The 25,620-nt window shown below is 67.9% G+C and carries 16 protein-coding genes, 2 pseudogenes and 3 CRISPR repeat arrays; of the genes and pseudogenes, 11 read left to right on the top strand and 7 right to left on the bottom strand.

The features are described 5' to 3' along the window. Positions 1 to 362: 362 nt before the first annotated feature. The 5 genes from ACI2L3_RS32505 (at position 363) to ACI2L3_RS32525 (ending at position 6,800) form a co-directional block, all read left to right on the top strand. Positions 363 to 1,070 carry a hypothetical protein gene (locus ACI2L3_RS32505; protein ID WP_404755985.1) on the top strand — a complete coding sequence of 236 codons (708 nt, stop codon included), beginning with the start codon at positions 363 to 365 and terminating at the stop codon, positions 1,068 to 1,070. Next, positions 1,067 to 1,657, top strand: a complete 591-nt coding sequence (locus ACI2L3_RS32510) for an isochorismatase family cysteine hydrolase (RefSeq protein WP_404755986.1) — start codon at positions 1,067 to 1,069, stop codon at positions 1,655 to 1,657. The genes ACI2L3_RS32505 and ACI2L3_RS32510 overlap by 4 nt, the downstream gene beginning before the upstream one ends. Continuing rightward, on the top strand, positions 1,654 to 2,562 hold the full coding sequence (locus tag ACI2L3_RS32515) for an FAD-dependent oxidoreductase (protein WP_404755987.1): 909 nt from the start codon (positions 1,654 to 1,656) through the stop codon (positions 2,560 to 2,562). Before ACI2L3_RS32510 ends, ACI2L3_RS32515 begins: the two co-directional genes overlap by 4 nt. Positions 2,563 to 3,952: 1,390 nt before the next feature. Beyond that, positions 3,953 to 5,713 carry a hypothetical protein gene (locus ACI2L3_RS32520; protein ID WP_404755988.1) on the top strand — a complete coding sequence of 587 codons (1,761 nt, stop codon included), beginning with the start codon at positions 3,953 to 3,955 and terminating at the stop codon, positions 5,711 to 5,713. Between the two features lie 319 nt (positions 5,714 to 6,032). Next, positions 6,033 to 6,800 (top strand): DUF5131 family protein, encoded by a 768-nt coding sequence (locus ACI2L3_RS32525; RefSeq protein ID WP_404755989.1) that lies wholly within the window; start codon positions 6,033 to 6,035, stop codon positions 6,798 to 6,800. Positions 6,801 to 6,812: 12 nt separating this feature from the next. Here ACI2L3_RS32525 and ACI2L3_RS32530 read toward each other — a convergent pair whose 3' ends face one another. Continuing rightward, positions 6,813 to 7,928 carry a three-Cys-motif partner protein TcmP gene (locus ACI2L3_RS32530; RefSeq protein WP_404755990.1) on the bottom strand — a complete coding sequence of 372 codons (1,116 nt, stop codon included), beginning with the start codon at positions 7,926 to 7,928 and terminating at the stop codon, positions 6,813 to 6,815. Positions 7,929 to 8,311: 383 nt separating this feature from the next. Further along, positions 8,312 to 9,372: a CRISPR direct-repeat array (repeat unit 29 nt; unit sequence GGGACCATCCCCGCGCGTGCGGGGAGCAG). 440 nt (positions 9,373 to 9,812) lie between these two features. Beyond that, a CRISPR array of direct repeats spans positions 9,813 to 10,329; the repeat unit is 29 nt; unit sequence GGGACCATCCCCGCGCGTGCGGGGAGCAG. A 104-nt stretch (positions 10,330 to 10,433) separates the two neighbouring features. Between ACI2L3_RS32530 and ACI2L3_RS32535 the strand changes: the two genes are divergently transcribed. Further along, entirely contained in the window at positions 10,434 to 10,685 is a 252-nt protein-coding gene (locus tag ACI2L3_RS32535) for a hypothetical protein (protein WP_404755991.1), read from the top strand. Beyond that, entirely contained in the window at positions 10,682 to 11,053 is a 372-nt protein-coding gene (locus tag ACI2L3_RS32540; protein WP_404755992.1) for a fic family toxin-antitoxin system, toxin component, read from the top strand. Before ACI2L3_RS32535 ends, ACI2L3_RS32540 begins: the two co-directional genes overlap by 4 nt. 25 nt (positions 11,054 to 11,078) lie before the next feature. Beyond that, positions 11,079 to 11,786: direct repeats of the CRISPR family, unit length 29 nt; unit sequence GGGACCATCCCCGCGCGTGCGGGGAGCAG. A gap of 761 nt (positions 11,787 to 12,547) precedes the next feature. On the opposite strand, the gene ACI2L3_RS32545 is transcribed toward ACI2L3_RS32540, so the two are convergent. The 5 genes and pseudogenes from ACI2L3_RS32545 to ACI2L3_RS32565 all read right to left on the bottom strand — a co-directional run. Next, positions 12,548 to 12,940, bottom strand: a complete 393-nt coding sequence (locus ACI2L3_RS32545) for a hypothetical protein (RefSeq protein WP_404755993.1) — start codon at positions 12,938 to 12,940, stop codon at positions 12,548 to 12,550. Further along, positions 12,940 to 13,164, bottom strand: coding sequence for a hypothetical protein (locus tag ACI2L3_RS32550; protein ID WP_404755994.1), 225 nt, complete (start codon positions 13,162 to 13,164; stop codon positions 12,940 to 12,942). The genes ACI2L3_RS32545 and ACI2L3_RS32550 overlap by 1 nt, the downstream gene beginning before the upstream one ends. Before the next feature lie 554 nt (positions 13,165 to 13,718). Beyond that, positions 13,719 to 14,261, bottom strand: coding sequence for a peptide deformylase (locus ACI2L3_RS32555; RefSeq protein WP_404755995.1), 543 nt, complete (start codon positions 14,259 to 14,261; stop codon positions 13,719 to 13,721). A gap of 23 nt (positions 14,262 to 14,284) precedes the next feature. Further along, positions 14,285 to 15,025: an XRE family transcriptional regulator gene (locus tag ACI2L3_RS32560; protein ID WP_404755996.1), complete on the bottom strand. Its 741-nt coding sequence runs from the start codon at positions 15,023 to 15,025 to the stop codon at positions 14,285 to 14,287. Between the two features lie 62 nt (positions 15,026 to 15,087). Further along, positions 15,088 to 15,612 (bottom strand): annotated as a pseudogene (locus ACI2L3_RS32565) (multiprotein-bridging factor 1 family protein); the annotation flags it as partial. 583 nt (positions 15,613 to 16,195) lie between these two features. Here ACI2L3_RS32565 and ACI2L3_RS32570 point away from each other — a divergent pair. Then, the gene (locus ACI2L3_RS32570; protein ID WP_404755997.1) at positions 16,196 to 16,543 is read left to right on the top strand and encodes a hypothetical protein; all 348 of its coding nucleotides are present in this window, start codon (positions 16,196 to 16,198) and stop codon (positions 16,541 to 16,543) included. A 49-nt stretch (positions 16,544 to 16,592) separates the two neighbouring features. Here ACI2L3_RS32570 and ACI2L3_RS32575 read toward each other — a convergent pair. Beyond that, positions 16,593 to 17,915 (bottom strand): annotated as a pseudogene (locus ACI2L3_RS32575) (transposase); the annotation flags it as partial. Positions 17,916 to 20,333: 2,418 nt separating this feature from the next. On the opposite strand from ACI2L3_RS32575, the gene cas3 reads away from it, so the two are divergent. The 3 genes from cas3 (at position 20,334) to casB (ending at position 25,614) form a co-directional block, all read left to right on the top strand. After that, positions 20,334 to 23,144, top strand: a complete 2,811-nt coding sequence (gene cas3 / locus ACI2L3_RS32580) for a CRISPR-associated helicase Cas3' (RefSeq protein WP_404755998.1) — start codon at positions 20,334 to 20,336, stop codon at positions 23,142 to 23,144. 245 nt (positions 23,145 to 23,389) lie between these two features. Beyond that, positions 23,390 to 25,021 carry a type I-E CRISPR-associated protein Cse1/CasA gene (gene casA, locus ACI2L3_RS32585; RefSeq protein WP_404755999.1) on the top strand — a complete coding sequence of 544 codons (1,632 nt, stop codon included), beginning with the start codon at positions 23,390 to 23,392 and terminating at the stop codon, positions 25,019 to 25,021. Next, positions 25,018 to 25,614 (top strand): type I-E CRISPR-associated protein Cse2/CasB, encoded by a 597-nt coding sequence (casB, locus tag ACI2L3_RS32590; protein WP_404756000.1) that lies wholly within the window; start codon positions 25,018 to 25,020, stop codon positions 25,612 to 25,614. The genes casA and casB overlap by 4 nt, the downstream gene beginning before the upstream one ends. The last annotated feature ends 6 nt before the right edge of the window (positions 25,615 to 25,620 follow it).

Consider the following 25,620-nt stretch of genomic DNA (forward strand, 5'->3'; position numbering starts at 1 on the left):
CCCGGACCGTCTCGAACTGGCAGCGGAACAAGACGAGTGTCTGCCGTCCCCAGATGGCACAGATCCTGGACACGGCGCTCCTTCAGTGCACCCCGGCTGAGCAGGAGGCGTTCAGCCTCCGTCTGGCAGCGCTGCGTGGAACGTCAGCTCCCCTCAACGCGGAGTCGGCAGCGCGTCCAGCACCGTGCACCGTTGTCTCCCACAAGTTCTTGCCGGTGTACCTCGGTGAGTGCAGTACGCCTCTCTACGCTGCGGGTTCGCCAAGCGAACCAGGGCCAGGTGGCTTGAAGCAGCGAGTCCTGCCAGCTGACCACGACTCCGCGCAGTCGTCGACGGTGCACATATACGCCTGCGGTGTCGCTGTGGTGCATCTCGAAGAGCGCCATCGTCTCGAGTCCTTGACCGAGCTGGCGTTGTGGCGCTACCGCACGTACCTGAAGGAACCGGGCTGGGTAGGCAAATGGATGGCCCACCTGCTGGACCGCCACAGCGACGACAAGCACCAGCCTGCCCAGTCGCTCATTCCGCAGTACGTGCTGTCGGCCTACGAGCTCCGCGCACATTCCTGGTCAAGTGCCGGTCTGGACACGGCTCTCCAACTGCTCGCTACGCCATCAGTGCTGGTCAACCGGCAAAACCCAGCAGATGTGGTGCCGCTGGGGCCAGGGGTAGAGGAAGCCAAGTTCCGTGACGGCTGGGCTCACCCCGAGGCCGTGACATTCGACGGCGGAGTCTCCCGCGGCGTCGTCGGCTGGTCTGGTGTCGCCTATCACCCGCAGCAGGATGAGCGGGCTCTGACCATGAGCCAGATCGTGGCCCTTGAGCTTGACGTACAGGCCCTCTGGGCCCTCTCGTCGCACATCCTGCACACGATCGAAGACGGCCAGGACCCGGTGATGCCGACGGCCTACGGCTGGCGCTTTCTGCGCAGCGCCTACTTCCGGCTCACTACCGCGCGCCCCACTGAGACCGCCCAACACCGTGTGATGCGCGAGGCCATCCTGGCCACCAGCGAGCTTCCTGATCGGCTGCGCGCCGCCCAGGACGCTCTCCGAGACAGCAATCCGTGACGGCCATGTGGAAGGCGGAGTGGGTGGACCCTCGATCAACAGCGCTGCTGGTCATTGATGTGCAGCAGGGATTCGTCAACCGGCACAGCCGCGGGGTCATCCCTGCGGTGGTTCGGCTGGTGGAGGGCTGGCAAGCAGCTGGCGCTCCCGTGGTGCTGTCGCGGTTCCACAACGAGGCCGGGTCACCGTACGAAACGATCACGGGATGGACGCGATTGCGTACTCCCGAGGAACAAGCCCTCGTTGCTGACCTGGTCCCCTTCGCCGCCAGCGCCGCCGCGATCATCAACAAGCCCCAGGCGTCGGTGTTCACCCCCGAGGGCGCCCGGACCATTCGTGAGGCGGGCTGGACCGATCTGGTGTTGTGCGGCATCGACACAGACGCATGCGTATACGACTCCGCTGTCGCCGCCTATCAGGCTGGCTACCGGCCGTGGATTGTCACCGACGCTTGTGCCTCCACCGGCGGCGCCCGCTACCACGACGCCGCGCTCCTGCTCGCCTCCCGAAACATCGGCGCTGAGCAACTGGTCACGAGCGAAGTTGTCTTGTCCCGAATCAGTGGTACGCAGGGAGCCCACGCATGAATACACCGCACGAGACAGATGTGCTGGCAGTCGGCGCCGGCCCGTCAGGCGTGGCGGCCGCGGTGATGGCAGCCAGCCTGAACCTCCGAACGGTCATCGTGGAGGCTGACTCAGTAGGCGGAAAACTGCATGTCATCGGGGCGCTGGAGAACGTCCCTGGCAACTGGGCGGCCGGCCCCCAACTTGCTGAAGCCCTTGCCGCTGACCTGGACCGCCTACAGCAGGCTGACCGATGCTCCGTCGTCCAGGGCCGTGCGACGAGGGTCACCGGATACGACGACCGGGCGGAGCTCGTACTCGAGGACGGACGCGTACTGAGTGCGCAGCTCATCGTGGTCGCCACCGGCGTGGCCGCCTTGGCCCCTCCCGATGCCGACTGGATCAGCGCTCCCGCCCGTTCGTCCGTTCCTCCGCTGTGGCGCACCGAGCCTGCAGATCTAGCAGGCCGGACCTACGTCCTCGGAGGGGACCGCCCCCTCGGAACATGGCTCCGCACCCACCCGAATTCCTCAACGACGCTGCATGTCCTCTGTCCGCCGGCAGATGACTACAAGATCGTCGAAGTCGCGGGGGATGAGCGTGTACACATCGTGCCCGTCTCTCACGTCGTCCTGTCGCCGATGGCCTATGGAGACGAGTGGAGCTTGCAGGTCAAGGACCGGCAGGGTGAGCACAAGCCCTACGTCGCCAAAACGGTGTTGAACAACCTCGGCAACACGCCAGCGGGTTTGGAGGGCCTCACCGCGAGCGAGGACGGCTACTGCCCACCCGGCAAACAGCACCCTCGGATTCGGGTCGCTGGCGACTTGAGGTCGGCCCAGTTCCAACGCGTCACGACAGCTCAGGGCTCTGGGGCGGAAGCGGTGCTCGCGTCCTACTACGCCTCGGTCCTGAAGCCATGCTGAGGCTTGATGCCCACCGCCCTAACGGCGTATCGCTGCATGGAGGCCGGGGTGACGGTAGTCGAACTGCCCGAGCTGACGGCGGCCGCCAAAGCTGTCAACCCACACCTGGGGGTCCTTGCATGACGGAGCAGGTGTACGTGATCAGATCTCCTCGCAGCCGGACCGTGAAGATCGGCGTTTCGGTCGACCTCGTCCGGCGGTTCCGAGCTCCATCCTCGACAAACGGTGCCGCTGTGGCGGCCGACGACGCCGCATCGGGATCAGGGGGCGGGGGTGCTGACGGTGCGTCAAGCTACGGCCCGACACGGTGTCACCCGTAGTCACTCTATGGGGCGTCAGGGGAGTAGGCTGGCCGCGGACTTGATCCGCAGTTATGCGAAAAAAGCCCCCTGGACCTTAGGCAAGTCCTGGGGGCTCTCGGTCAGGAGAAGACTCCCGACCCGGCGACCCACCTTTATGCGAGAAAGGCGGCCGCGTGATGCAGGGTACCCGTACCCGCTCGTGGACACACACCACCCCGCCGGTGAAGCGACGTGCGAGCGTCGCTCCGGGGGGGTGCCCGCATATGCGCACTGCCGTCTCCTCCACGCCAGCAGCGGTGAGCCGCCGGGCTCGTGACAGCTTCTGCGCCTTTTCTGATCTTCCGCGCCAGGTCGGCTGCGGGTACACGACGCCCCTGAGGGGGTCGCAATGAATTAGTGGATACGGGCGGCCTACCCGCCGCCGGGCCCGGCCCCTCGGTGATGCCACTCACCAGGGCACGGCGCCCCTTCTGATCTCCGGTTTGGCCTGCCACAGCCTCCCGGAGGAGTTGCCCGCCCCGGTGCCAGCCGGCTGCGAGCGATTCAATTTTCGGTTCTCCCAGAACCACGAAGCCGCCAGGGGGGCTTCGTCATGCCGTCTTGGCGATGCCTCCAACGACAGGAGTCATTGTGCAGGACTGCTATGCCGTTTTCCAGCCCACCTATGCCCGTTTCGCCCTGGTTCGCCAGGCATGCGGGGCTGGCCGAGTGGGATGCCACACGTCGGTTCGACCGTTTCCTCCCGTAGAAGCCGCACCGGGAGTGGATTCACCACGCCGACCTGTCACACCGGGCACGTTTTTCGCACCTGTAGCAGGTGTGACGACCCCTACCACTCTGTTCGCCAACACCATTCCGTCTGGCGGGACCAACACCAAGATCAATATCCGTCGGACGGGAGCGCCAGCGGTATTCGCGGCTGGACAGCCTCTGTTCACAGGCCGCCTGATGCAGGGTCGGCGGATGGATCACGAGACATGCGTTCTGCCCGCTGCGGGGGGCGTCCGCTTTGGCGTGTACATCGGCTCGATGACGCAGATGGCTTCGGCCCTGGTTATGGCCACCGCTCCCGTCGGGGCGGTGGGTCGATGAGCGCCGTGGCGGCGTCAGCCGCTGCCGTGGACGGGAGTGCGCCGGTTCGGCGGCAGCGGGTGCGGGTGCCGATGCGTCTGGTGTCCTCGCCGCACTACCAGGACGTGGCGCTGTCGGTGTACGTGAAGGTGAAGGCGCTCGGGATGCGGCCGGAGGGGTGCCAGGCGAAGTCCACGACGATCGCCTCGTATCTGGGGATGTCGCCGGCGTCGGTGGAGCGGGGGATGACGCAGCTGCGCCGTCCGGGCCCGGACGGCGTGGTGGAGCTGGTCTCGGATCGTCGGACGCTGCCTGGTGGCACGGGCACGTCGGCGGTGCGGACGGTGCGGGTGATGACTCGTACGGAGGCATTCGTGTGGCTGCCGGTGGCGGCCGCAGAGGATCTCACGCCCCGGCAGTTGCGTGCATTCGCGCTGCTCTCGTATGCGCAGGCGCGGGGCATCGCGCTGACAGAGGCTGAGCTGGCGGCCGGCCTGCGGCACCACTCGGGCCAGAAGGCCGGTCAGCCGTTGTCGGTGACGGCGGCGTCGGCGGTGGTGGACGAGGTGGAGTCGGCGCGCTGGGTGACGGTGCAGCGGCGTGCGGGGGCTCAGGGTCGTCATCGCTACATCGCGCACGACATTGCTCCCGAGGCCCGTCCGGAGGGTGGCTGCGCGGCGGTTGCTGGGGTTGCTGAGGCGACGGTGACCAGTGGTGCGTGGGAGTCGGTTAGTTCCCTGGTTGGTGAGGGGTCGGGTTCGCCGGTTGGTGAGGGATCCCTCGCGAATAGGGAATCACCTATGACTGACTCACCAGATGACGAGGGCGCGTTCTTCTCACCCGCCGCAGGCGAGGTACCGGTAGTTGAGGGTGCTCGGGCTGTGGGAAACCCGGCTGCTGCGACTGCGCGTACGGAAGCTGGCGGTGGTCTCGCGCTTCGCGCGGGTGGAAACAGCCAGCCCTCCCCCTCGAAGCGTGAAACCGCAAAGCGCAGCAGCAGGGGCGGGCGGTCGGCGCGGTCGTCGTACGACGGACCGCAGTTGACGATGAGCCCGCAGATCTACGCCGTGCTGGAGCCGGTGCACCTGCTGCTGGAGCGGGTGGACAGCGACTTCGTCGTCCGGCAGATCGCCCGTGAGGTGGGCCGCCAGCTCCGAGAGGGCACCGACGCCGAGCGTCTGCACCACCGGCTCACCGCCCGGTTCGCCAAGGTGATGCTCTCGGAGATCCGCGACCCGGGCCGTTGGCTGCTGGGGGTGGCTCTGCCGCGCTGGGGCTGCGGCTTTCGGGACTGTGAGGCCGGTGTCCTGTGGTCGACCAGCAAGGACTGCGAGGTGTGTGCCGAGATCGTCCAGGACAGGACCGCTGCCCGGCGGCGTGCCCAGCGCATCGAGCAGAGCCTGTGCCCCGAACACGGCGCCCGTCCCGGCCCAGGCGGCCGCTACACCGGCGGCATGCTGGACGACGCGACCCGCACTCCGGCCCCGGTCCCGGCGCAGCGTGGGCCGCAAGGTCCGCCGCGCGGTTCCTGCGGGGGCTGCGGCGCCCGGATCCTCGTGGTCGGCCGCGCCCTCGAGGACAGCCTGTGTAAGCCCTGCCGCGAGGAAGCCGTCGCGCTGGCCGCGCCCTCATCTGCTGTGCCTGACTGCCTGGCCCGGGCGGTGACCTGCCGTGGTGGGGACGGAGTGCCGTGTGGCCGCCGGTCCTTGCCGACACGCAGCGTCTGCGCACGCCACCTGGCTCAGGAACTGGCCTTGACCAGTGCGGAAGCATCGTGATGGTCGCTAGCACGACTCCAGGGTGGTCCGATCGGTTCGGCCGCTTGTCGCCAGCGGGAGCAGGGCCGTCGGTGGGCTGCGGACCCTGGCGCCCGGATCCGCAGTTGCGGCCGCGGTGGCCGCGTGAACGGCGGGCGAAGCGGCCCCAACAGCCCTGTTTCAAACAGGAGTTCGATATGGGAGTGTGGCAAGGAACCGGATGCGGTCGGATACCGGCGTACGTATCCCGCGACTCCGGCTGGGACGGCATCGTTAGGCAGCGCACCGTGATAGTCGGCCACAGCAGTGGCACCACGGGCATGAGGGTGGGAGGGGACCGGTGAGCGACCGCAGCTCTATCGAGTGGACTGAGGCGACCTGGAATCCGACGACCGGATGCGACCGGCTATCGGCCGGCTGCGACCACTGCTACGCCCTCACCCTGGCCAAACGGCTGAAGGCAATGGGATCGGCGAAATACCAGAACGACGGGGACCCGCGCACCTCGGGCGCGGGGTTCGGGCTGACTCTGCACCCGGACGCACTGGTCGTGCCGTATGGGTGGAAAAGTCCGCGCACCGTGTTTGTGAACTCCATGAGCGACTTGTTCCACGCGCGAGTCCCGCTCGACTATGTGCGGCGTGTCTTCGAGGTGATCTCGGATACGCCGCAGCACACGTACCAGGTTCTGACCAAGCGGGCGCGGCGGCTGCGGTTGGTCGCGGACCGCCTTCAGTGGCCTGCCAACCTGTGGATGGGCGTGTCGGTGGAGACTGATAAGGAACTTCCGCGCGTGGACGACCTGCGGCTCGTCCCGGCGGCTGTGCGGTTCCTGTCGTGCGAGCCGCTGCTCGGGCCGCTCACCGGCCTGGATCTGACCGGCATCGACTGGGCGATCGTCGGTGGCGAATCCGGCCCGGGTGCCCGGCCAATGCGGGAGAAGTGGGCCGCTGACATCGTCGAACGGTGCCGGCACTCCGGGACGGCGCCGTTCGTCAAACAACTCGGCTCCTGCTGGGACCAGCGGCATCACAAGGACATCGCCCGCTTCCCTGCGGATCTGCGGGTGCGCGAGTATCCGAAACTCAAAGACAGCACCTCGGTGTGACCGGCGACTCCGTCAGGCCGCAGCAGGCGGGCTGATCCAGCTTTTGCTGGTCAGCTTGCCTGGCGACTGGACCACGACGGAGCCGTCCTGCCGCATCTGCCGCACCGCCTTCAGCGCGTGTGTCGGCAGCCAGCGGGCGGTCTCCGTCAGCAGCCACTGCCCGACCGTCTCCACCGTGGCTTTACCGAGCGTGAGCCGCTGCGTGACCAGCTCCAGCAGCTCCGGATCGCAGGCGTCGACGGACTGGAAGAAGTCGAGCTGGCCGACCGGCTGGGCCCCGCGGGTGCGGGGGTCTTGGAAGCTCTCGCCGTCACGGTCGTCGACCTTCCACATCGCTTCCTTCATTGCCTTCAGCCCCGCGTCGCTGCCAGTGCCGAAGACCAGGTACAGGGGCTGCCCAGTGCGAGGCACGAGCCGGAACTGCAGTTGGTAGCCGAAGCCTGCCCGACGGAGTGCACTGCGGTAGGTGCCCAGCCATGCACGCCAACGTTCGTCAGGCCTAGCCTCTTCGGCAGCTGGCGCCCAGTGCTCACGTCCACCAAAAACCTCGTCAAGAATGTCACCGTTCAACTCCTCGCGGCGACTAAACCAGTTGGGGCCGAAGGTGGTGATGACTTCGCTGGAGCGGTTGTGTGCTATCCGGTGCACCACCTCCAGTGGCACGTTCACGCTGCCCCAGCTGTCGAAGATGCCGAGGATCGGATGCCCCCACGCGCCCAGCTCGGTCAGCACCGGCAGACTGTCTCGACCCGCCTCGCCACGCCGAACCTCTACCCGAACCGGCAGGTCGGCGAGCTTCCCGAACCGGCCCGTCAGCTCGGTCAGGAGGTGTTCATGGCGGGTCCTGTCCTTTTCGATGAAGATCAGGTGCACCCGGTGCGGACTGAGGTTCATCCGCTCTACCGCGGTGTGATGCAGGAGCCGGTCCAGGATGAACACCGGCGAGCCGGGTTCACCGCCCTCATAGCGGCCCGGGCCAGCGAACGCGTCCAGCAGCGTCACCCGCGGCCTGCTGAAGCCGGTGCGCTGGGACGTCTGCAGCAGGATCGGCCACCAAGCATCCAGATACCGCTGGTACAGACGGTGCTTGGCCGCCGTAGCGGGCTCCAACGGCCACAGAACACCCATGCCAGCCCCCTCAGACAACAGAATGTGGCACCGATTGTCCGCTGAGTACCTGTCAGGCGCCAGAGCGCCTTATGCGACAGCCACATTCGCGGAGCACGACCCTGCGCGACCTGCGGTCCGACGTACTCGGGACCACCCAGCGTGCGCGGAGCGGACCCTGCGCAACCTGCATCAAGACGGGCCCGGGCGCCGCATTCCGGGCCCGTGCTCATCGACGGATGAGCGACATCGTCGCCCCGGCCTCTATTGCGGGCAGCAAGCCGGTGACAGGACCAGGACTCACCGATCGGCGGTGCGGCAGGCGAGGCACGGCTGGGACGTACGGCGTGCGAGAACCGGAAAGCACTCTGGTCGCCGAACTCTGCTGATGAAAACCTGAGGGACCATCCCCGCGTGTGCGGGGAGCAGCGGAAGTCGCAGTTCATCCTCGGCGGGCCGGAGGGACCATTCCCCGCGTGCGCGGGAGCACGGGCTCGGCACCACGACCCCCGGAGCTAAGCAGGGACCATCCCCGCGCGTGCGGGGAGCAGATGATCACCCAACCGCCCCGGAACGCAGCAGCGGGACCATCCCCGCGCGTGCGGGGAGCAGGCCGCGGTCGAAGGCACCTGCCCCTGCCCCGAGGGGCCATCCCCGCGCGTGCGGGGAGCAGCCCAAGAAGCGTGGAGAGCGTGGTGCTGTGCAGGGACCATCCCCGCGCATGCGGGGAGCAGATCTCCTCGATCGGCACCAAAATCGCGGGCCTGGGACCATCCCCGCGCGTGCGGGGAGCAGCTGTTGTTCGCGACGGCCACCCCCTGCGTCGAGGGATCATCCCCGCGCGTGCGGGGAGCAGTTGGTCCTGAAGGACCAGCCGTTCGCCACTCCGGGATCATCCCCGCGGGCGCGGGGAGCACACGGTCGCCGTCGCCGCGCTCACCGCGGGGAAGGGACCATCCCCGCAGGCGCGGGGAGCACGGGAACCAGCCGGACCACGGCTTGCCGTTCTTGGGACCATCCCCGCAGGCGCGGGGAGCACTACCTGATTCCTGCGCTGCGGTCGGGCGTGCAGGGACCATCCCCGCAGGCGCGGGGAGCACGCAGCCCGGTTACCCAGGGACGTCAGCGCGTTGGGACCATCCCCGCGCGTGCGGGGAGCAGCTGGAGCGCAGCAGCAAGGCGGCCGTCGCGAAGGGACCATCCCCGCGCGTGCGGGGAGCAGAAACGGCGCGACTGTACGGCAAACTGGCTCCTGGGACCATCCCCGCGCGTGCGGGGAGCAGACGTAGACCGGCGGAGCCAGCGGCTCGCGGCCGGGACCATCCCCGCAGGCGCGGGGAGCACAACTGCCGCATGACGCCCTGACCGGCCTTGGAGGGACCATCCCCGCAGGCGCGGGGAGCACCACAGCCCATGCAGGACCGCCTCGGTGTAGGTGGGACCATCCCCGCAGGCGCGGGGAGCACACTCCTCGACCTGCAGGTTTAGTATTGCCAGGAGCTGATTTATAGCACTTTCGCTGATCCGGTCATAGCAGGCATACGGGTCGATCGGATGGTGGGCATCTGTATGTTGAGTATGCGTGATACCAGACGGCGTTGTCCGTGCAGAGGTGTGTTCGCACGGAACTGCTGCACGGCCACCGGGAAGCACCGAGCGAGCGTAGAGGCCATCCCGGGCCGGGCACGTAGCGCGACCACGCGACACCCCAGGGCCGACCCCCGTAGAGCCATCCCCGCGGGTGTGGGGGAGCGCGTCGTCGAGTGGCCCCTCGCCGAGGCCGAGTGAGGCGGATGAGGGGAACCCCACGCTCATAGCCCTTGACCTCTTGAAGTGCATGGGACCATCCCCGCAGGTGCGGGGGAACACCCCGAGCCGCCGACGTCCGGGGACGTTATCCCTGGTCGGACCATCTTTGCGCGTACGGGGAGCAGTTCGCCTCCTTCGGCGTCGCGGATACCGAGTGGGGACCATCCCCGCGCGTGCGGGGAGCAGAGAGCCATACCAAGCTGAGTAACGTACTTGTTGGGACCATCCCCGCGCGGGCGGGGAGCAGCCGGACGCGGTTTCGCTGTCCCGGCGGACGGAGGGGCCATCCCCGCGCGGGCGGGGAGCAGTCCCACTGTTGCTGTCGCTTGGCCGGCGTGCCGGGACCATCCCCGCGCGTGCGGGGAGCAGCAGCGTTTCCGAGCCTCGCCGAGACTCGTCGAGGGACCATCCCCGCGCGTGCGGGGAGCAGATGATCACCCAACCGCCCCGGAACGCAGCAGCGGGACCATCCCCGCGTGTGCGGGGAGCAGGCCGCGCGGCGAGCGGCCCTCACGACGTATGCGGGACCATCCCCGCAGGCGCGGGGAGCACTTGCCGAGGGGGATGACGCCGTCGGTGTCGGGGGGACCATCCCCGCAGTCGCGGGGAGCACCTTCCGGGCGTGAGCACGATGGCCACATCGAAGCCCTTGGCGAGCCTGGGGCAACTCCAGATGATCGACACCACGCTACTGCTACCACCCTGCTACCATCAAGTGTGGCTACCAACAAGCAGACACAGGTCCGACTCGATGAGAGCGTCCTGGAGGCCGGCAAGGCCGCCGCGCGCTCCCGCCGCCTCGACTTCAACAAATACGTGGAGCGGCTCATCATCGAAGACACCACCGGCGCCCGCGCCGCCGGCATGGCGGCCGCCCAGCGACTCATCGATGAACAGGGCACGTTCCTCGACAACCTCGAGCAGCAGCTCGACGCCCCGTCCACCCAGCGGCAGCCGGACGCCGCATGATCCTGCACGTCGACGAATCCTGGATCCTCGAAGTGGCGGAGCGGGCCGGGCACCGTGATCCGGCCGCCGACGACTACGGCGTGCCCATCGCCGCCGTCGCCCGCCACCGCGGCGAACTCCTCGACACCCCCGTCTACAACGGCGTCTTCGCCCGCGCCGCCGCCCTGGTGCACACCCTGGGACGCTGCCGATGGCTGGAGCGCTCCAACCTCACCGTCGCCTGCGCCGTCGCCGTCATGTACCTCGAGGCCTCCAACATCCCCGTCCACCCCACCCGCGAACAACTCACCGCACTCGCCCACGAACTCAACAACCCGCAGTGCACCGCCAACCGGATCGTCCCCCTCCTGCGCACTTGGAAGCCCTGACCCGAACGGGCAAGAACCCGCAGCGGGACCATCCCCCACGCGTGCGGGGAGCAGGGCGTGCGGCGGCCCAGCCATAGCGCCGACGCGGGACCATCCCCGCGCAAGCGGGGAGCAGGCGGTGGTTCACGGTCCCCCCAGGGATGGTGAGGGACCACCCCCGCGCCTGCGGGGATGGCCCCTCCACAGAGAACACCCCGGAACTACGACTGACGTGGTCCCCGCGCCTGCGGGGAGCAGGGCTGGGTCCGTGGACTCCGTCGGCGGATATGGGGACCATCCCCGCGGGTGCGGGGAGCAGCCAGTCACCCAACTACGTGTCAGGCACGTCGGGGGACCATCCCCGCGCGTGCGGGGAGCAGGACTGGTCGCGTGCAGTGTCCTCGTGGTCGTCGGGACCATCCCCGCGCGCCGCGCGTGCGGGGAGCAGGGTCCCGCGATCACGACCGGCGGGTCCCCCGGGGGACCATCCCCGCGCGTGCGGGGAGCAGCCACCAGGTGACGGCCAGGGTGGAGGTGAGGGTGGGACCATCCCCGCGCGTGCGGGGAGCAGTTGAAGTCCTGGAATACCGCGATCAGGTGGACGGGACCATCCCCGCGCGTGCGGGGAGCAGGCCGAGCTGAACGACGCATGCTGCGACGTCTGGGGACCATCCCCGCGCGTGCGGGGAGCAGCACTGGCCGTTGCTCTCGCAGCCGGGGCACTGGGGACCATCCCCGCGCGTGCGGGGAGCAGACTCCTCGACCTGCAGGTTTGTTACCGCCGGGAGCTGATTTCGAGCACTTTCACCGATTCGGCCATAACGGCCATACGGGGCGAAAGGTGGGTGAGCATCTGTATGTTGAGTATGCGTGATGCCGGAAGGCGCTGTCCGCGCAGAGGCATGTTTTGCGCGAACTGCTGCATGGCCGACGGGGAGCACCAAGCGAGCGTAGGGCCCCCGGAGCGCGAGCGCACCCTTCACACGACACCCAATGGCCGGCCCTTGTAGGACCATCCCCGCTCGCGCAGGGAAAAGTCCAAGTCCCGTCCGAAGGGGTCATCCACCCGGGGACCATCCCCGCACGCGCGGGGAACAGCCGGACGGCCCGGTCTGGATCCTGGTCGGCGGGGGACCATTCCCGCGCGTGCGGGGAGCAGTGGCGGTCTTGCCGACACCACCCTTCTGGTTCGGGACCATCCCCGCACGTGCGGGGAGCAGGATTCGCGGAAGGGCGGCCTGGCTGAGGGCGTGGGATCATCCCCGCGCGTGCGGGGAGCAGAGTCCGGTGACCCGCGTGCGGGCCACCTTCTTGGGATCATCCCCGCGCGTGCGGGGAGCAGGGGACTTCGAGCGCCAACTCGAATCGCACCGGGGGATCATCCCCGCGCGTGCGGGGAGCAGACTCCTCGACCTGCAGGTTCGCTACTGCCGGGAGCTGATTCCGAGCACTTTCGCCGATTCGGCTATAACGACCATATGGATCGAGGAGACGTCACCGTGCTTAGGGGGCACCTTAGTTCGCTGGGGCGGTCCAGGAACGGAGGGTGGATGCGATGCTGCGGAGGGTGAGACTGTTGTCGCGGATACCGGTGACGAGTTCGGGAAGGCCTCCGGCGGGTGGTTTCACGGGGCTTCCAGATTCGCGCAGGTACCGCAGGGCGAGCGCTGAGCCGACCAGGCCGTTGTAGTCAGCCAGCGGGCGAGTGAGCACGAACATCTGCAGCAGGATCGCCGCTCGCACCGGGGCTTCGAGGTAGAACGGCTCTCCGGCGTGCAGCTCGTAGGCGTGCCGGTACACGGCGGCCGCCAGAGCACCCCAGTCATCGATGCCGGTCTCCCGGCCGCTCTGGCGCTCGAACTCCTCCAGGGACTCCTCAATCCAGCGGGCGTCTACACGCAAGAACATCAACGACTGCCCGCCTCAAAGGCGTCCTCGAACTCGCCGAGCAGCTCATTCATGTCATCGACCAGCCCCGAGACAAAAGCGTCCCGGGCAGGGTCGACTTCACTCTCCACCAGGCCGGACACATACGCCTGCACCGTCATCCCGCGCCGCTTCGCGCGAGCTGTGAGCCGCTCATGCGTGTGAACTCCCACCCGGACATTCAACTGCCTCTGCTCTGCTGCCATACGGCCATACTAGCAATTGCTAGGAATCTGTGGGGCGGCAAAAGACAACTGTTGTGGTCCACCCTCCGGGTGCGGGAGCGCCCCCGGTCGAGCGGGCCCGACGCGACGAACCCCAGGTCTGGGCCATCCCACGCGTGCGGGGAGCAGAACCAGCTGTACGTAGACGGAGAGCAGCCCGAGGGGCCACCCCCGCGTGTGCGGGGAGCAGTGATCCCAGATCCGCCGGACCTCGACGTTGCCGGGGCCATCCCCGCGTGTGCGGGGAGCAGACGGTGCCGGAGATCACAACGCGGGCGTAGACGGGGTCATCCCCGCGCGTGTGGGGAGCAGAAGTCCGCCGAACGGCCCTGGACGGCCCTGGACGGCCCTGGACGGCCAGCTTGGGATCATCCCCGCGAGTGCGGGGAGCACACCGCCGCTTTCACGCGCGGCCGGGGTGACGAGGGACCATCCCCACAGGCGCGGGGAGTACCGGACCTCGTGGAGCCAGCGGGACCATGGCTGGTTCAGTGGTCCATATTTATACGTTGCACCAGAGCCCATGCTGGGTGATGTCAGGCGCCCTCGTACACCCAGGCCCTGCCGGTCTGCCGGTACTCCTCGACGGGGATGGGGTCGACGCCAGTCCTCATGCGGGCGGTGTAGAGCAGGCCGTCGAGGTGGTCGATCTCGTGGTGGATGAGGCGAGCGAGACCGCGTTCATACACGGTGGTGGCGCTCTCGCCGGTCAGGGCCGTGCTCTCGACGGTGATCCTCAGGGGGCGGGGGACGAGGCCGCGGACGTCGAAGAAGCTGAGGCAGCCTTCGTACTGTTCGTCCAGCTCGCCGGAGCGGTCGGTGATCCGTGGGTTGAGCAGGATGATGGCGGGTGCGTCGCCGGGTGGCTGGACGACGGCGGCGGCGCGGCCGATGCCGATCTGCGGGGCGGCGATGCCCATGCCCTTGGCGAATGGGTGGGCCTGGCCGATCCGCTCCGTGGCGGCGAACAGTTCGTCGGTGATGCGCTCGGCCTCGTCCCGCTCGGCGGGCAGGTCGAAGGCGCGGGCCGGTTCGGCGAGGATGCCGGTGCCGTGCTGGACGACTCCGAGATCTCGCATTTGCTGGCTGGGCCGCACCTCGATCACCTGAACTCCCCTTGATCCGTGTCACGTTCGGGCCGTGCCCGGAACCGCCACTCAAGACGGTACCGAGCGTGAAGGGCGGGTGTGGCCGTGACCCAGGTGAATTGCCGTAGATCCCCGTCGTCGCTGCGGACGGGCGGGGTCCGCAGCGAGGAGGCTTCTGCGGTCATCGAGGTCTCGGTTCCCCAGACCACCGGGTTGAGGTCGGCGGGGAAGGAGAGCTGGACTTCGAGCTGTTCGGTGGGCAGGCGGACAGCCCGCTGGAACCAGTTGCCCCACTTGTCGTCGCCGACGGTGTAGGCGTACTCGATCCACACGGACTCACCGGGGTAGAGCGGGAAGCGGCCGTGTTCGTTGTCGAACAGCAGCCAGACTTCCTTGAAGGCGTCGCGGTCGTGCTTGGCCTGCCAACGCATCGCCTCACCCCGGCAATTCGCCGTGAGGGCGAGTTCGTCCCAGGTCAGCGGGTGCGCCCGGTAGTGCGCGTTGGACCGCTCCGGATCACCTGGGTAGCGGTCGACGGAGACGCGGATCAAGTAGCGGGTGACCGGCTCGGTGCCGGTGTTCCGCAGTAGCCGGCGCATGGTGAGCCGGTACGAGCGGCCGTCGTACTTCAGGTGGGCGGCGTCGTGTTCGACCACGAGGGCGGAGCCGGTGGCGTACGGCTGCTCGGGCCTGCGCGGGGCCGGCGGGGCCGCGGGCAGGTGCCTGCTGCGGTCCGGGCCTGCTCGTAGTCGCACCAGCGCCGCCAGATGGCCTTCCCGGCGTTCAGCGCTTCGTCGGCGAGCCGGGCGAGCTCCTCGGTGGGCTTGGTGCGGCCGGACTCCATGTGGCTTACGTAGGACGGGTCGAAGCCCATAGCCTGGGCTAACGCCCGCTTGGACATGCCGCGTACCTCCCGCCACCTCGGCCGCGAAGTCCTCGGCCGCCTGCTCGGCGGTGACTGGATCGAATAGGGACCATCCCCGCGGGTGCGGGAGCACTTCGGTACCCAGGCCGAGGACCTCGGAGCAGCGGGACCATCCCCGCGCTTGCGGGGAGCAGCCGCCCATCGGCGCCCGGTTGCCCTCCAGATCGGGATCAACTCCGCACCTGTGGGGAGCAGGCTGCGCAGCCGGGCGGGCCGCGCTCGCGGTAGGGACCATCCCCAGGGGTGCGGGGAGCACCCGAGTCCACGGAGGAGTCGGTCTTCGGGCTGGGGCCATCCCCGCGCGTGCGAGGAGCAGTCCAGGCGCAGCGCCTGCCCGGCAGATGCCCCGGGACCATCCCCCCGTGTGCGGGGAGCACTTCCGCAAGCCGCTGTTCGTGGCGTCGGCCGGGGGGCCATCCCCGCGTGTGCGGGGAGCAGTCTCCCCTCAGAAGTGTGGTACCTGGATGAGCGGGACCATCCCCGCGCGTGCGGGGAGCAGACTCCTCGACCTGCGGGTTTGTTGCTGCCGGGGGCTGATTTCGAGCACTTTCACCAATTCGGCCATAACGGCTATACGGGTCGAACGAGGGGTGGGTGCTTGCATGTTGAGTATGCGTGATGCCGGAAGGCACTGTCCGCGCAGAGGCGTGTTTGCGCGGAACTGCTGCGTAGCCGGGGGGGAGAGCACCAAACCAGCACAGGAGCCCCCCCCGGGCACGGAGCGCACTCTCCAGGCGACACCCCAGGGCCGACCCCCAGAGCCATCCCCGCAGGCGCGGGGAGCACGCCGCCAGGACGTATCCGCCCTGCGTACCGCCGGGACCATCCCCGCGCGTGCGGGGGAAGGTGCCCCTATGCCTTGGTCAAGCAGTCTGGGTGCCCGTGGGGGGCGTGGTGCGCGCATGTCCGTGACCGACACCCTCCAGATCGAGGAGTGATCTGCGGTGCGATAGTTGGTGCCACATCAGGCGAATGGGCGTGCTGGCCAGAGGGGGAGAGAGTGGAGCGGATCAGCGAGGACCAGATCACACAGCTGGTCCGTTTCGTGTTTTCGCGCATCCCGGACACGGCCCCGCTCCAAGGCGAAGCCCGTCGCACGGCCATGGCTCTGCGTCTGGCCGCCAACAAGCAGATCGCGGCGGTGCGCTTCCACCGAACTTCAGCGCCTGAGCACGCGGCGGAGACCGAGCTGCACGCAGCAGCCTCATGGAACCTTCTGGTTGCCTTCGCTCAGATCTGGCACGACCACCCGGATTTCCCGGCCGACGCCGCGGTAGAGACGTTCGAGTTCGACTGCGAGTCGCCTCTGTCGACGGTCGTGCACCGCAACTTGCCGTGTGAGCGATAAGCCCCACGGAACTTGGTGGGTCGCGTGCTGGTCTCGGAAGGCGCAGATCTCACGTCACTGCGGCAGGCCGAGGCTCATAGAAAGTGCCGTCCCGGAGCATCCCGCAGAGGACGTCTGCCCGGCGTCGGGCGAGGCAGAGCAGGGCTTGGGTGTGGTGCTTCCCTTGGGCGATCTTCTCGTCGTAGTAGGTCCGCGGCTCAGGGGCGCCCAGGGCCGCGAACGCGGAGAAGAAGAAGGCCTGTTTGAGCTGCTTGTTTCCCCTCCGGGAGCGTTGTTCGCCTCGGATTGAGGACCCTGAACTGCGGGTCGGACACGAGTCCGGCGTAGGCGGCGAGGTAGCCGGCGGTCGGGACTGCCGTCACCGACCTCGATCCGGATACGGGCGCCGGTCCTGACGCCGATGCCCGGTATCGACGTCAGGACCTTCAAAAGAGGGCGGGCCTCCAGCAGTACGCCCATCCGCCCGGCCAGAAGCTTGCGTTGGTCAAGGACCGAGGTCAGCGATCCGGCCAGGCTCGGGACGATGAGTGCGGCCGCATCGGTCGTGGGAACGGTGACGGCCTGCTCGTCCAGGGCAATGAAGACGGCCTCGACCAGCCGCTCGGCTATCCGCGGGGCTTTCGGCCTCAGCAGCGTGACCAGGCGCCGTCGTCCGGCTTTGCGGATCTGGGCCGGTGATCCGAACCGTTCCAGCAGGGCGAGCATGGCAGGATGTTGTAACCGATGCCCAAGAACGCGCTCCAGCGACGGATGGAACTGGGTCAGTAGGCGGTACAGCCGGTTCGCGACCCGAGTGGCCTCGCAGGCAGGTCATCGTCGAAGCCCAGGTCATCTCAGGCCCGGCGATCGTCTCGTCCTCGCCGTCGATCGCCCGCAGCGTGTGCGCCATCGCGCGGGCCGCGTCCGCGATGATGAATGCGTCCCGCGCATCGGTCTTGGCCTCGTCCGGGTAGTCGCAGCTCAGGTAGTCCGGGCGGGTGCGTGGGTGTCCACCGCCGGTTCGGGCGACGCGGATGCGGTCCAGGACCTCGATCAATTGCGGGGCATCGCCCCACTGGCCCGGTGTGAGCACAATTGCGAGCGGCCGTCGGCCGCCTTCGCTGGCCAGGTGGATCTTGCATGTGAAGCCACCGCGTGAGCGTCCCAGAGCTTCATCGGCGCGGTGCGAGACGGGGCGCCGTCGGCGTCCTGGAATGCGAGGAGCGGATCGACGGGCCCCGGCCGTTTGTTGGTGAGCGCGGCACACTGTGGAGTCCACGCTCTCTATGGACCAGTCGATGCGGCCCTCCGCGTCAGCGTCAGCCTGGACAGCACACAGAACCCTGTCCCACGTACCGTCCGCTGACCAGCGTCGATGCCTGTCGTGCACTGTCTTCCACTTCCCGAACCGGAGCGGTAGGTCCCTCCATGGAATGGCGGTCCGCTGCCGGAAGCAGGATTCCGTTGATCACTCTGCGGCGGCTCTTTCTGCTTCGTCCAACGTTCTTCGGCAGGTGCGGTTCCAGCCGAACCCACTCCTCATCCGAGAGGTCACCCCGCCCCACACCGATTGGAACGATCCCCACGTTGGTCAGTCACCGGACCTATCGGACAGGCCCTAGGGACCATCCCCCGCAGGTGCGGGGAGCACTGCGTCTGAACTTCCGACGCGGTGTACTCGGTGGGACCATCCCCGCAGGTGCGGGGAGCAGGCAGAAACCCTTGGAGGCTCCTGCTAGCCCGAGGGGCCATCCCCGCGGGTGCGGGGGAACACCCCGAGCCGTCGGCGTCCGGGGACGATATCCCGGGCCTGACCATCCCCGCGGGTGCAGGGAGCAGCCGGTATTCGGCTGGCCCCGTCCACCGGCTGAGGGACCATCCCCGCGCGTGCGGGGAGCAGTCCGCGGCCTCGCCGGCGTCACGGTGGACGTGGGGACCATCCCCGCGCGTGCGGGGAACAGACCTGCACGGTCGGCAGCTCGTTGAGGAGGTTGGGATCATCCCCGCGCGTGCGGGGAGCAGGCTCCTCGACCTGCACGTCTGTTGCTGCCGGGAGCTGATTTCAAGCACTTTCACCGATTCGGACATAACCGCCATACGGGTCGAACGAGGGGTAGGTGCGCGCTTGTTGAGTATGCGTGACGCCGGAAGGTGTTGTCCGCGCAGAGGCTTGTTTGCGCGGAACTACTGCGTAGCCGGCGGAGAGAGCATCAAGCCAGCGCAGGAGCCCTCCCCCGGCACGGAGCGCACCCTCTAGGCGACACCCCAGGGCCCGACCTCCAGAGAGCCACCCCCGCGGGCGCGGAGAGCAGTCCGCGCCGATCGTCACGGCGGGCAGGGCCACGGCACCATCCCCGCGCGTGCGGGGAGCAGATCAACGAGGCCGCCAACATCCTGAGTACGCGGGGACCATCCCCGCGCGTGCGGGGAGCAGACTTCTCGACCTGCAGGTTTCTTACTGCCGGGAGCTGTTTTCGAGCACTTTCGCCGATTCGGCTATAACGGTCAATGGGTCGAGCGAGGAGTGGGTATCTGTATGTTGAGTATGCGTGATGCTGAAAGGCGCCGTCCGCGCAGACGCGTGTTTGCGCGAACTGTTGCGTAGCCGGCGGGGGAGCACCAAGCGAGTGCAGGAGCCCGGGCCGGGCACGGAACGCACCCTTCACACGACACCAACCAAGGGCCGGCCTCTGTAGAGCCATCCCTGCTGGCGCGGGAAGCACAATCGGCTCCGCCCAATCCTGGCTCTCCCGCAGGGAATCCCCGCAGGTGCGGGGAGCACGTCCATACCAAGGACGCACGAGGACGCAACTGGGGACCATCCCCGCGCGTGCGGGGAGCAGCGCATCGTCGAGCGGGACCGCAAAGACGCGCTGGGACCATCCCCGCTGGCGCGGGGAGCACCGACGCAGCCACGGCCGCACCTGGGAGTCGGCGGGGCCATCCCCGCAGGCGCGGGGAGCAGGAACTGGCCGTACGTGTCCTCGCTGGCCTGCTGGAACCATCCGCGCACGTGCGGGGAGCAGGAGATGTACCGGTGACGCAGGTAATTCGCACCGGGACCATCCCCGCAGGTGCGGGGAGCACGGACGCCATCACCCCGCTGGGCCTGATGACGATGGGACCATCCCCACGCATGCGGGGAGCACGGCGACTTGGTCGAGGACGTCGTCGAAGGCGGCGGGACCATCCCCGCAAGTGCGGGGAGCAGCCTGGGGCGGCGCCGAAATCAAAGTACCTGAGGGGACCATCCCCGCGTATGCGGGGAGCAGACTCCTCGACCTGCAGGTTCGTTACAGCTGGCAGCTAGTTTCGAACACTCTCGCCTATTCGCGCATAGCGGTCATACGGGTTGAACGAGGGGTTCGTACTTGCATGTTGAGTATGCGTGATACCCAAAGGCGCTGTCCGGGTATCTGTAGAGCCACCCCCGGGCGCAGGAGGCACTCGGGATCGAGCTGCACAACCGCGGCCGGGGGCTACCCCCACTCATGTGGGGGTCACGGCATCAAGGCGGTTTGGGAGAAGGTCGCCAGGGGGGGCATCCCCCGCGGGTTCGGGGATGGCACGCGCCGGGAGGGCTCCTCTATGCGTGGTGGCGGTCTCTCAGTAGGCTGTCGGTCCCGTGCAGACGGGGACAGGTCGTAGACGGGATGCTCCCGTTGGATGCGTGCTTATGCCAACCCGCGACCATGTCGGCCCCGTGCTCGCGGGGATGTCTCGGTAGACGAGAGAGATGGCGACTTGGCCCCGCTGAACGGGGATTGTGGCGCCTCTGCGCTGTCAGTGCTGGCCTCTATCGTCTCCTCTCATGCTGATCACCGATATCTGTGCGGCTCTGGGGTTGACTGAGCAGGAGATGCGGCGCCTGGGCGTGGTGTGGGGGAAATCCCGGCGGAAGGCTGGCGGGGTCACGAATCTGCTGATTGCTCACATGCTGGATACCGCCGCTGTGGCTGAGCTCATCTGGGATGGCTACCTCGCACCTCATTCTCGTCACCAGATCAACATCGTCGCCCCTGGCGGTGACGGCCGACGCTTCTTCGCTTGGCTGTGTGGTATCCATGACTGCGGTAAAGCGACCCCGAGCTTCCAGCGGGTCGACGCTACGGAGGCAGCGCTGCTGGCCGGGGCGGGGCTCACCTGGGACAGGGGAATGGTCACCGGCAGCACGTCCCGGGCGTGGCGGCACGACAAGGCCGGTGGCGCTGTGCTCCGTAGTGTTCTGAAGTCTGCGGGGTGGGGGCGGCAGCAGATTGGTTGGGTGTGGCCCCTTGCCGCGGGGCATCACGGCACGGTGGCTGCGCAGCAGCCGTCAGACCGCGGTTACATGCACGGCCAGGCGCAAGGGAAGAGTCCGGAGTGGAAGACCCTCCAGAGGCAGCTCGTGGAGGTGTTCACCCGCGCTCTCGGTTACGACACCGTCTTGGCGGTGCAGCCCGTCGCTGCGCCGGCCAGGGCCGTGCAGCTGAGTCTTCTCGGGTACGTGGTCATGGCCGACTGGATTGCGTCCGACGAGAGGCACTTCACCGGTCTCGACCGGCTCGAGGAGATCTCCCCTGACAGGGCGCGTGGCCGTGCCCAGGCGGCCTGGAGGGCGCTGCGCCTTGAGGGGGGTCTGCGTGTCCTGGAGGGGAGCGGTGATGTGTTCACTTCGCGCTTCGGTCATGGACCGCGCCCGTCTCAGAGCCTGGTGGTCGATGCGGTGCGCCGCATGGGTGCCCCGGGTCTGACCATTGTTGAGGGGCCGATGGGGGAGGGGAAGACCAAGACGCTCCTTGCCGCCACGGAGGTGATCGCTGGGCGCTTCGGTTTTCGTGGTCTTTTTCTCGGTATGCCGACGCAGGCCACGGCGGATCCCATGCTGTCCCAGGTCAGCCGGTGGGCTGATGCTGTGTCGCCCGGTGCGGGTGCTGATGTTGTTCTGTTGCATGGCAAGCGGGCGTTCAATCCGGTGTGGAAGGCGATGGTGGAGGCCGAGGGTCGGGCGTCGTACGAAAGTGTGCAGGAGGACGGTGGGGGCGAGGACTGTGAACGTGAGCATCACGCGCCGGCGGAGTGGTTTCTAGGGCGTAAGCGGGGTCTGCTGGGGCATCTGGTCGTGGGTACGATCGATCAGCTCCTGTACGCCGCGACGCGCACGCGCCATGTCATGCTGCGGCACGCCGGGCTGGCGGGGAAGATCATCGGTCTGGACGAAGTGCACGCCGCGGATGTGTATATGAGCCAGTACCTGAAGGAAGCGCTGCGCTGGCTCGGGCAGGCGCAGATCCCGGTGGTGTTGCTGTCTGCGACGCTTCCGCCGGCGCAGCGGCGGGAGCTCACCGATGCGTATCTCGCGGGGGTCCGCAATGAGCCCGGCTTCACGGCCGAGGTTCCCGTTGCTGGGGGCTATCCCGCTGTGACGTGTGCCTGGCAGGAGTCCGCAGCCGATGCTCCGACCATCACTGTGGATACGTGTGCGCCCTGGCGGCAGGATTTTCCGGTTCGGGTTCGTGTTCTTCCTGAGACGGCGGACTCCGAGCAGCCGGTCATCGACACGCTGCGCACGCAGCTTGCCGAGGGCGGCTGCGCTTTGGTCATCCGCAACACGGTGAAGCGCGCCCAGGGCACGTTTCGGCGGCTGCGGGCCGAGTTCGGGGACGACACTGTCATCTTGCACGGTCAGCTCACCGTCAGAGAACGGGCCGAGCGGAGCGAGGACATCATCGCCCGGCTGGGCCCCGGTGATGATCAGCCGCGGCCCGCTCGGATGATCGTGGTCGCCACGCAAGTCGCCGAACAGAGTTTCGATGTCGATGCTGACCTTCTCATCACCGATATCGCCCCTGTAGACCTGCTGTTGCAGCGCATCGGCCGTATGTGGCGCCACGAAGGCACCCCGCGCCCCGCCGGGGTTACGCAGCCCACCGTCTATGTCACTGCCTGGAGCCCTCAAACTGACAACGGAGTGCCCCGTTTTGATGGCGGCGCCGAGTACGTTTACGGCAGTTGGCTTCTGCTGCGCACTGCTGCCCTCGTCCGCAGCGCTGCCGAAGGCGCCGGCTGGAACATTCCCGGTGACGTGCCGCGGCTCGTTGCCGATGTCTATGACGGTGGCCCGCTGGTGCCTGGCGCCTGGCAGGCTGCTGAGCAGCAGGCGGCCGAGGCCTGGCGCCGGGAGCAAGAGCAGCGGGCTTCGAGCGCCGAGCGTTATCTGCTGGCGCGTCCCGCTGAGCGTGATGCGTCCACTCTCGCCGGGCTGCACTATGCCGATTCGGATGCGCAGGACGAGGAGCGGCTGCGTGCGGTGGTCCGGGACGGGGAGGACTCCGTCGAGGCCGTGCTTGTCGTGCACGGCGCTGACGGGTACCGGACACTTCTCGGCACTTGGCTGGGGGTGGCGGGGGAGTTCGCGGGCCGCCATGTCGAGGAGCTTGCGGGTGATGTTCTGCGGCTGCCCGTGGCCGTGACCAGGGATCGCGCCCCTGAGTCGTTGGGTCTTGTCCGTCTTGCGGCGTGGTCGTCGCATCCCTGGCTTCGTCAGGCGCGGGCTCTCGTGCTCGACGCGGATCTGAAGGGGCGGGCCGGACCGTACCGGGTTACCTACGACCGTGGCATCGGGCTGACCTACGAGAAGTGACCCATCTGGGCTTGCGGTCTGGAAGGGGATTCACGGCTGACGTGCCGCTCGAGGCCCTCTCGCCGATGGCAGGGCCCAAGTCGCTGCAGGTGAGAGGGCGTTGTCAGACCCTCCCGTCATGATGCGCGGTAAGAACGTGGCCTCGCGCTCCGATTTGCACGAAGAGTTATCTCTCTTCTACGTTGCGTGCTCCTGCGGTCGGATTGTCAGACCACGTTCCAACTGCCATACCTGGAGGGGCACTTGTGTTCTCAACATGCCTAGTCGACGGTCTCGGATGGCTTCCGGTCACCGCATCAAAGGATCTGTCGCTGCGCGAGTACCTGCATCGCAGCCACGAACTCACCGGCCTCCTCGGTGATGTGCCAACGGTGGCGCCGGCGATCCGCTCGCAGGTCCTGCTCCCGGTCGTGCGTCACGCCCTGGCCGACACGCTCACCTACGACACCTGGGCCGCCACGCTGAAGGCCGGCCGCTTCTTTCCGGAACAACTCAAGGCGATCGACCGCTACCTCGACGAGCGTCTCGACCGGTTCCGGCTGTTTGACGAGGTGCGGCCCTTCGGGCAGGCCGCGGGGCTGAGCCACGCCAAAGGCGAGGCGAAACCCTCATCGCTGTTGGTGCCGGTCATCGATTCCGGCAACAACGTGCCCTTGTGGAGCGGGCGGACCGATGGGGATCCGCTTCCGCTCACGCCGGCTGAAGCGGTGCGGTGGATGCTGCACGCACAGTGCTGGGACACCGCCGGCATCAAGGCCGCCGCGGTCGACGACCCGCAGGCAGCAGCCGGGAAGACGGCGGGCAATCAGACGGGCTCTCTGGGTTCGCTGGGTGTGGTCGAAGTGATCGGGCGTACCGAGCTGGAGACCCTCCTCCTCAATCTTCCCTGCACTCCTCTGACCGAAGGGGATCTGCCCCAGTGGGACCGTGAGCCGCAGACGCAGCTCTGGTCTTCCCGCCCCTGCACGGGGATCCTCGACCGCTGGACGTGGCCGTCCCGGCGCATTCGTCTCCTGCCCGAGCAGACGGAGTCGGGTGCCCTCGTCATCCGGCAGATCATCCTTGCCGCAGGTGACCGCTGCACTACCGCTCTCACCCCCGACACTGAGCCGCGGACCTGCTGGGGCAAGAAGACCGAAAAGAAGAAAGAGATCGTCTACCCGCGGCGCCACCGGCCTTCAGTTGCCGCATGGCGCGGGCTGGAAGCCCTGGTCACCCTGCACCGGGAGGGCAGCAAGCACTTCGAAACCTCGCTGCTCCTGAGCCAGGTCGCCGATGCCCTCGCAGACGAGGACCTGCCGGATGACTACCCTCTGCGGGTCGCCCTGTCCGGCATCGAATACGGCACCCAATCCTCCATCGTCAAGGACGTCCTGGGGGACGGCATCCCACTGCCGGTCGCGGCTCTCACCGCCGACAGCGATGTGCGTGAACACGTCCTCAAAGTGGTCCTCCAGGCCGAGACGATCGCCCGGGCCATTACCAGCCTGCACCAGCATCTGCTGCAGGCCGTCGGCGGAGAGGCGCCGCCCACCGGCAAAGGCGCCCGGGCAGGCGATCGCATCCTGCACGCCATCGACCCCTACGTACGGCGCTTCTTGGCCGGATGCCAGCGCACGCCGGACAGCGACCTGCTCACCCGCGTCCATCTTGCCTACGAAAAGGTCCTTGACCGGATCGCCCGCAAGGAAGCGGACAGCATCCTGCGGTCGCTGCCCAGCAAAGCGTTCACTGGCCGCACTCGCGAAAACACGGCCGGGAAGACCATCGTCTTCCGGCAGGCCGAAGCGGAGCGGTTCTTTTACGCCGACCTGCGTAAAACGCTCACCTACCTCTACTCCGATACCCCTGGGCCAAAGGCGGAGGACGCCGCATGACCGACACCACCCCTGCCCCCTCTGTCCCGGATCCCGGCGCGAAACGCCGGCTCTGGTACTGGGAGGACTACACCCCCCACGGCGCCAAACCGGGCGAACTGCCCCCCGGCGGTGACCTGGCAGCCCTGCGTCTGGGGCTCACCCTGGCCGCCGGCACCGCACCGCAGATGTGGCGCTTCTACCGCACCCCCGTAGACGACCAGCACGCCGGCCGCGGTGAAGTGAGCGACGACCAGGCGGCCGAACACATGGCGCTCGCCCTGTTCGCTATGCACCAGCAGTCCAAGACCACGCTCATGCACCACAGCGGCATCCGCTTCGGCACCGCTGTTCGCGCCCTGCACGAGCGGTTCAGCACCGAGGCTGTCGCCAGCCGCATGGCCGCCGCCGCCCAGGCCCGCAGTCAGAACGCGGTCTTCTTCCACCTGCGCGGACTGCTCAGCCAGCTCTCGGTGATTTCCCAGCCGATCGACTACACCCGCCTCCTCGCTGACCTCAAAGCGTGGCCCTGGCCCCAAAGCCGCTCCCGCGTCATCCGTTCCTGGGGAAGCGCCTACCACGCCTACGTCAAAGAGGACCCTGCCCACCCCTGACCGGCC

It is taken from the genome of Streptomyces sp. NPDC029674, from assembly GCF_044903205.1.
Taxonomy (GTDB): Bacteria; Actinomycetota; Actinomycetes; order Streptomycetales; family Streptomycetaceae; genus Streptomyces.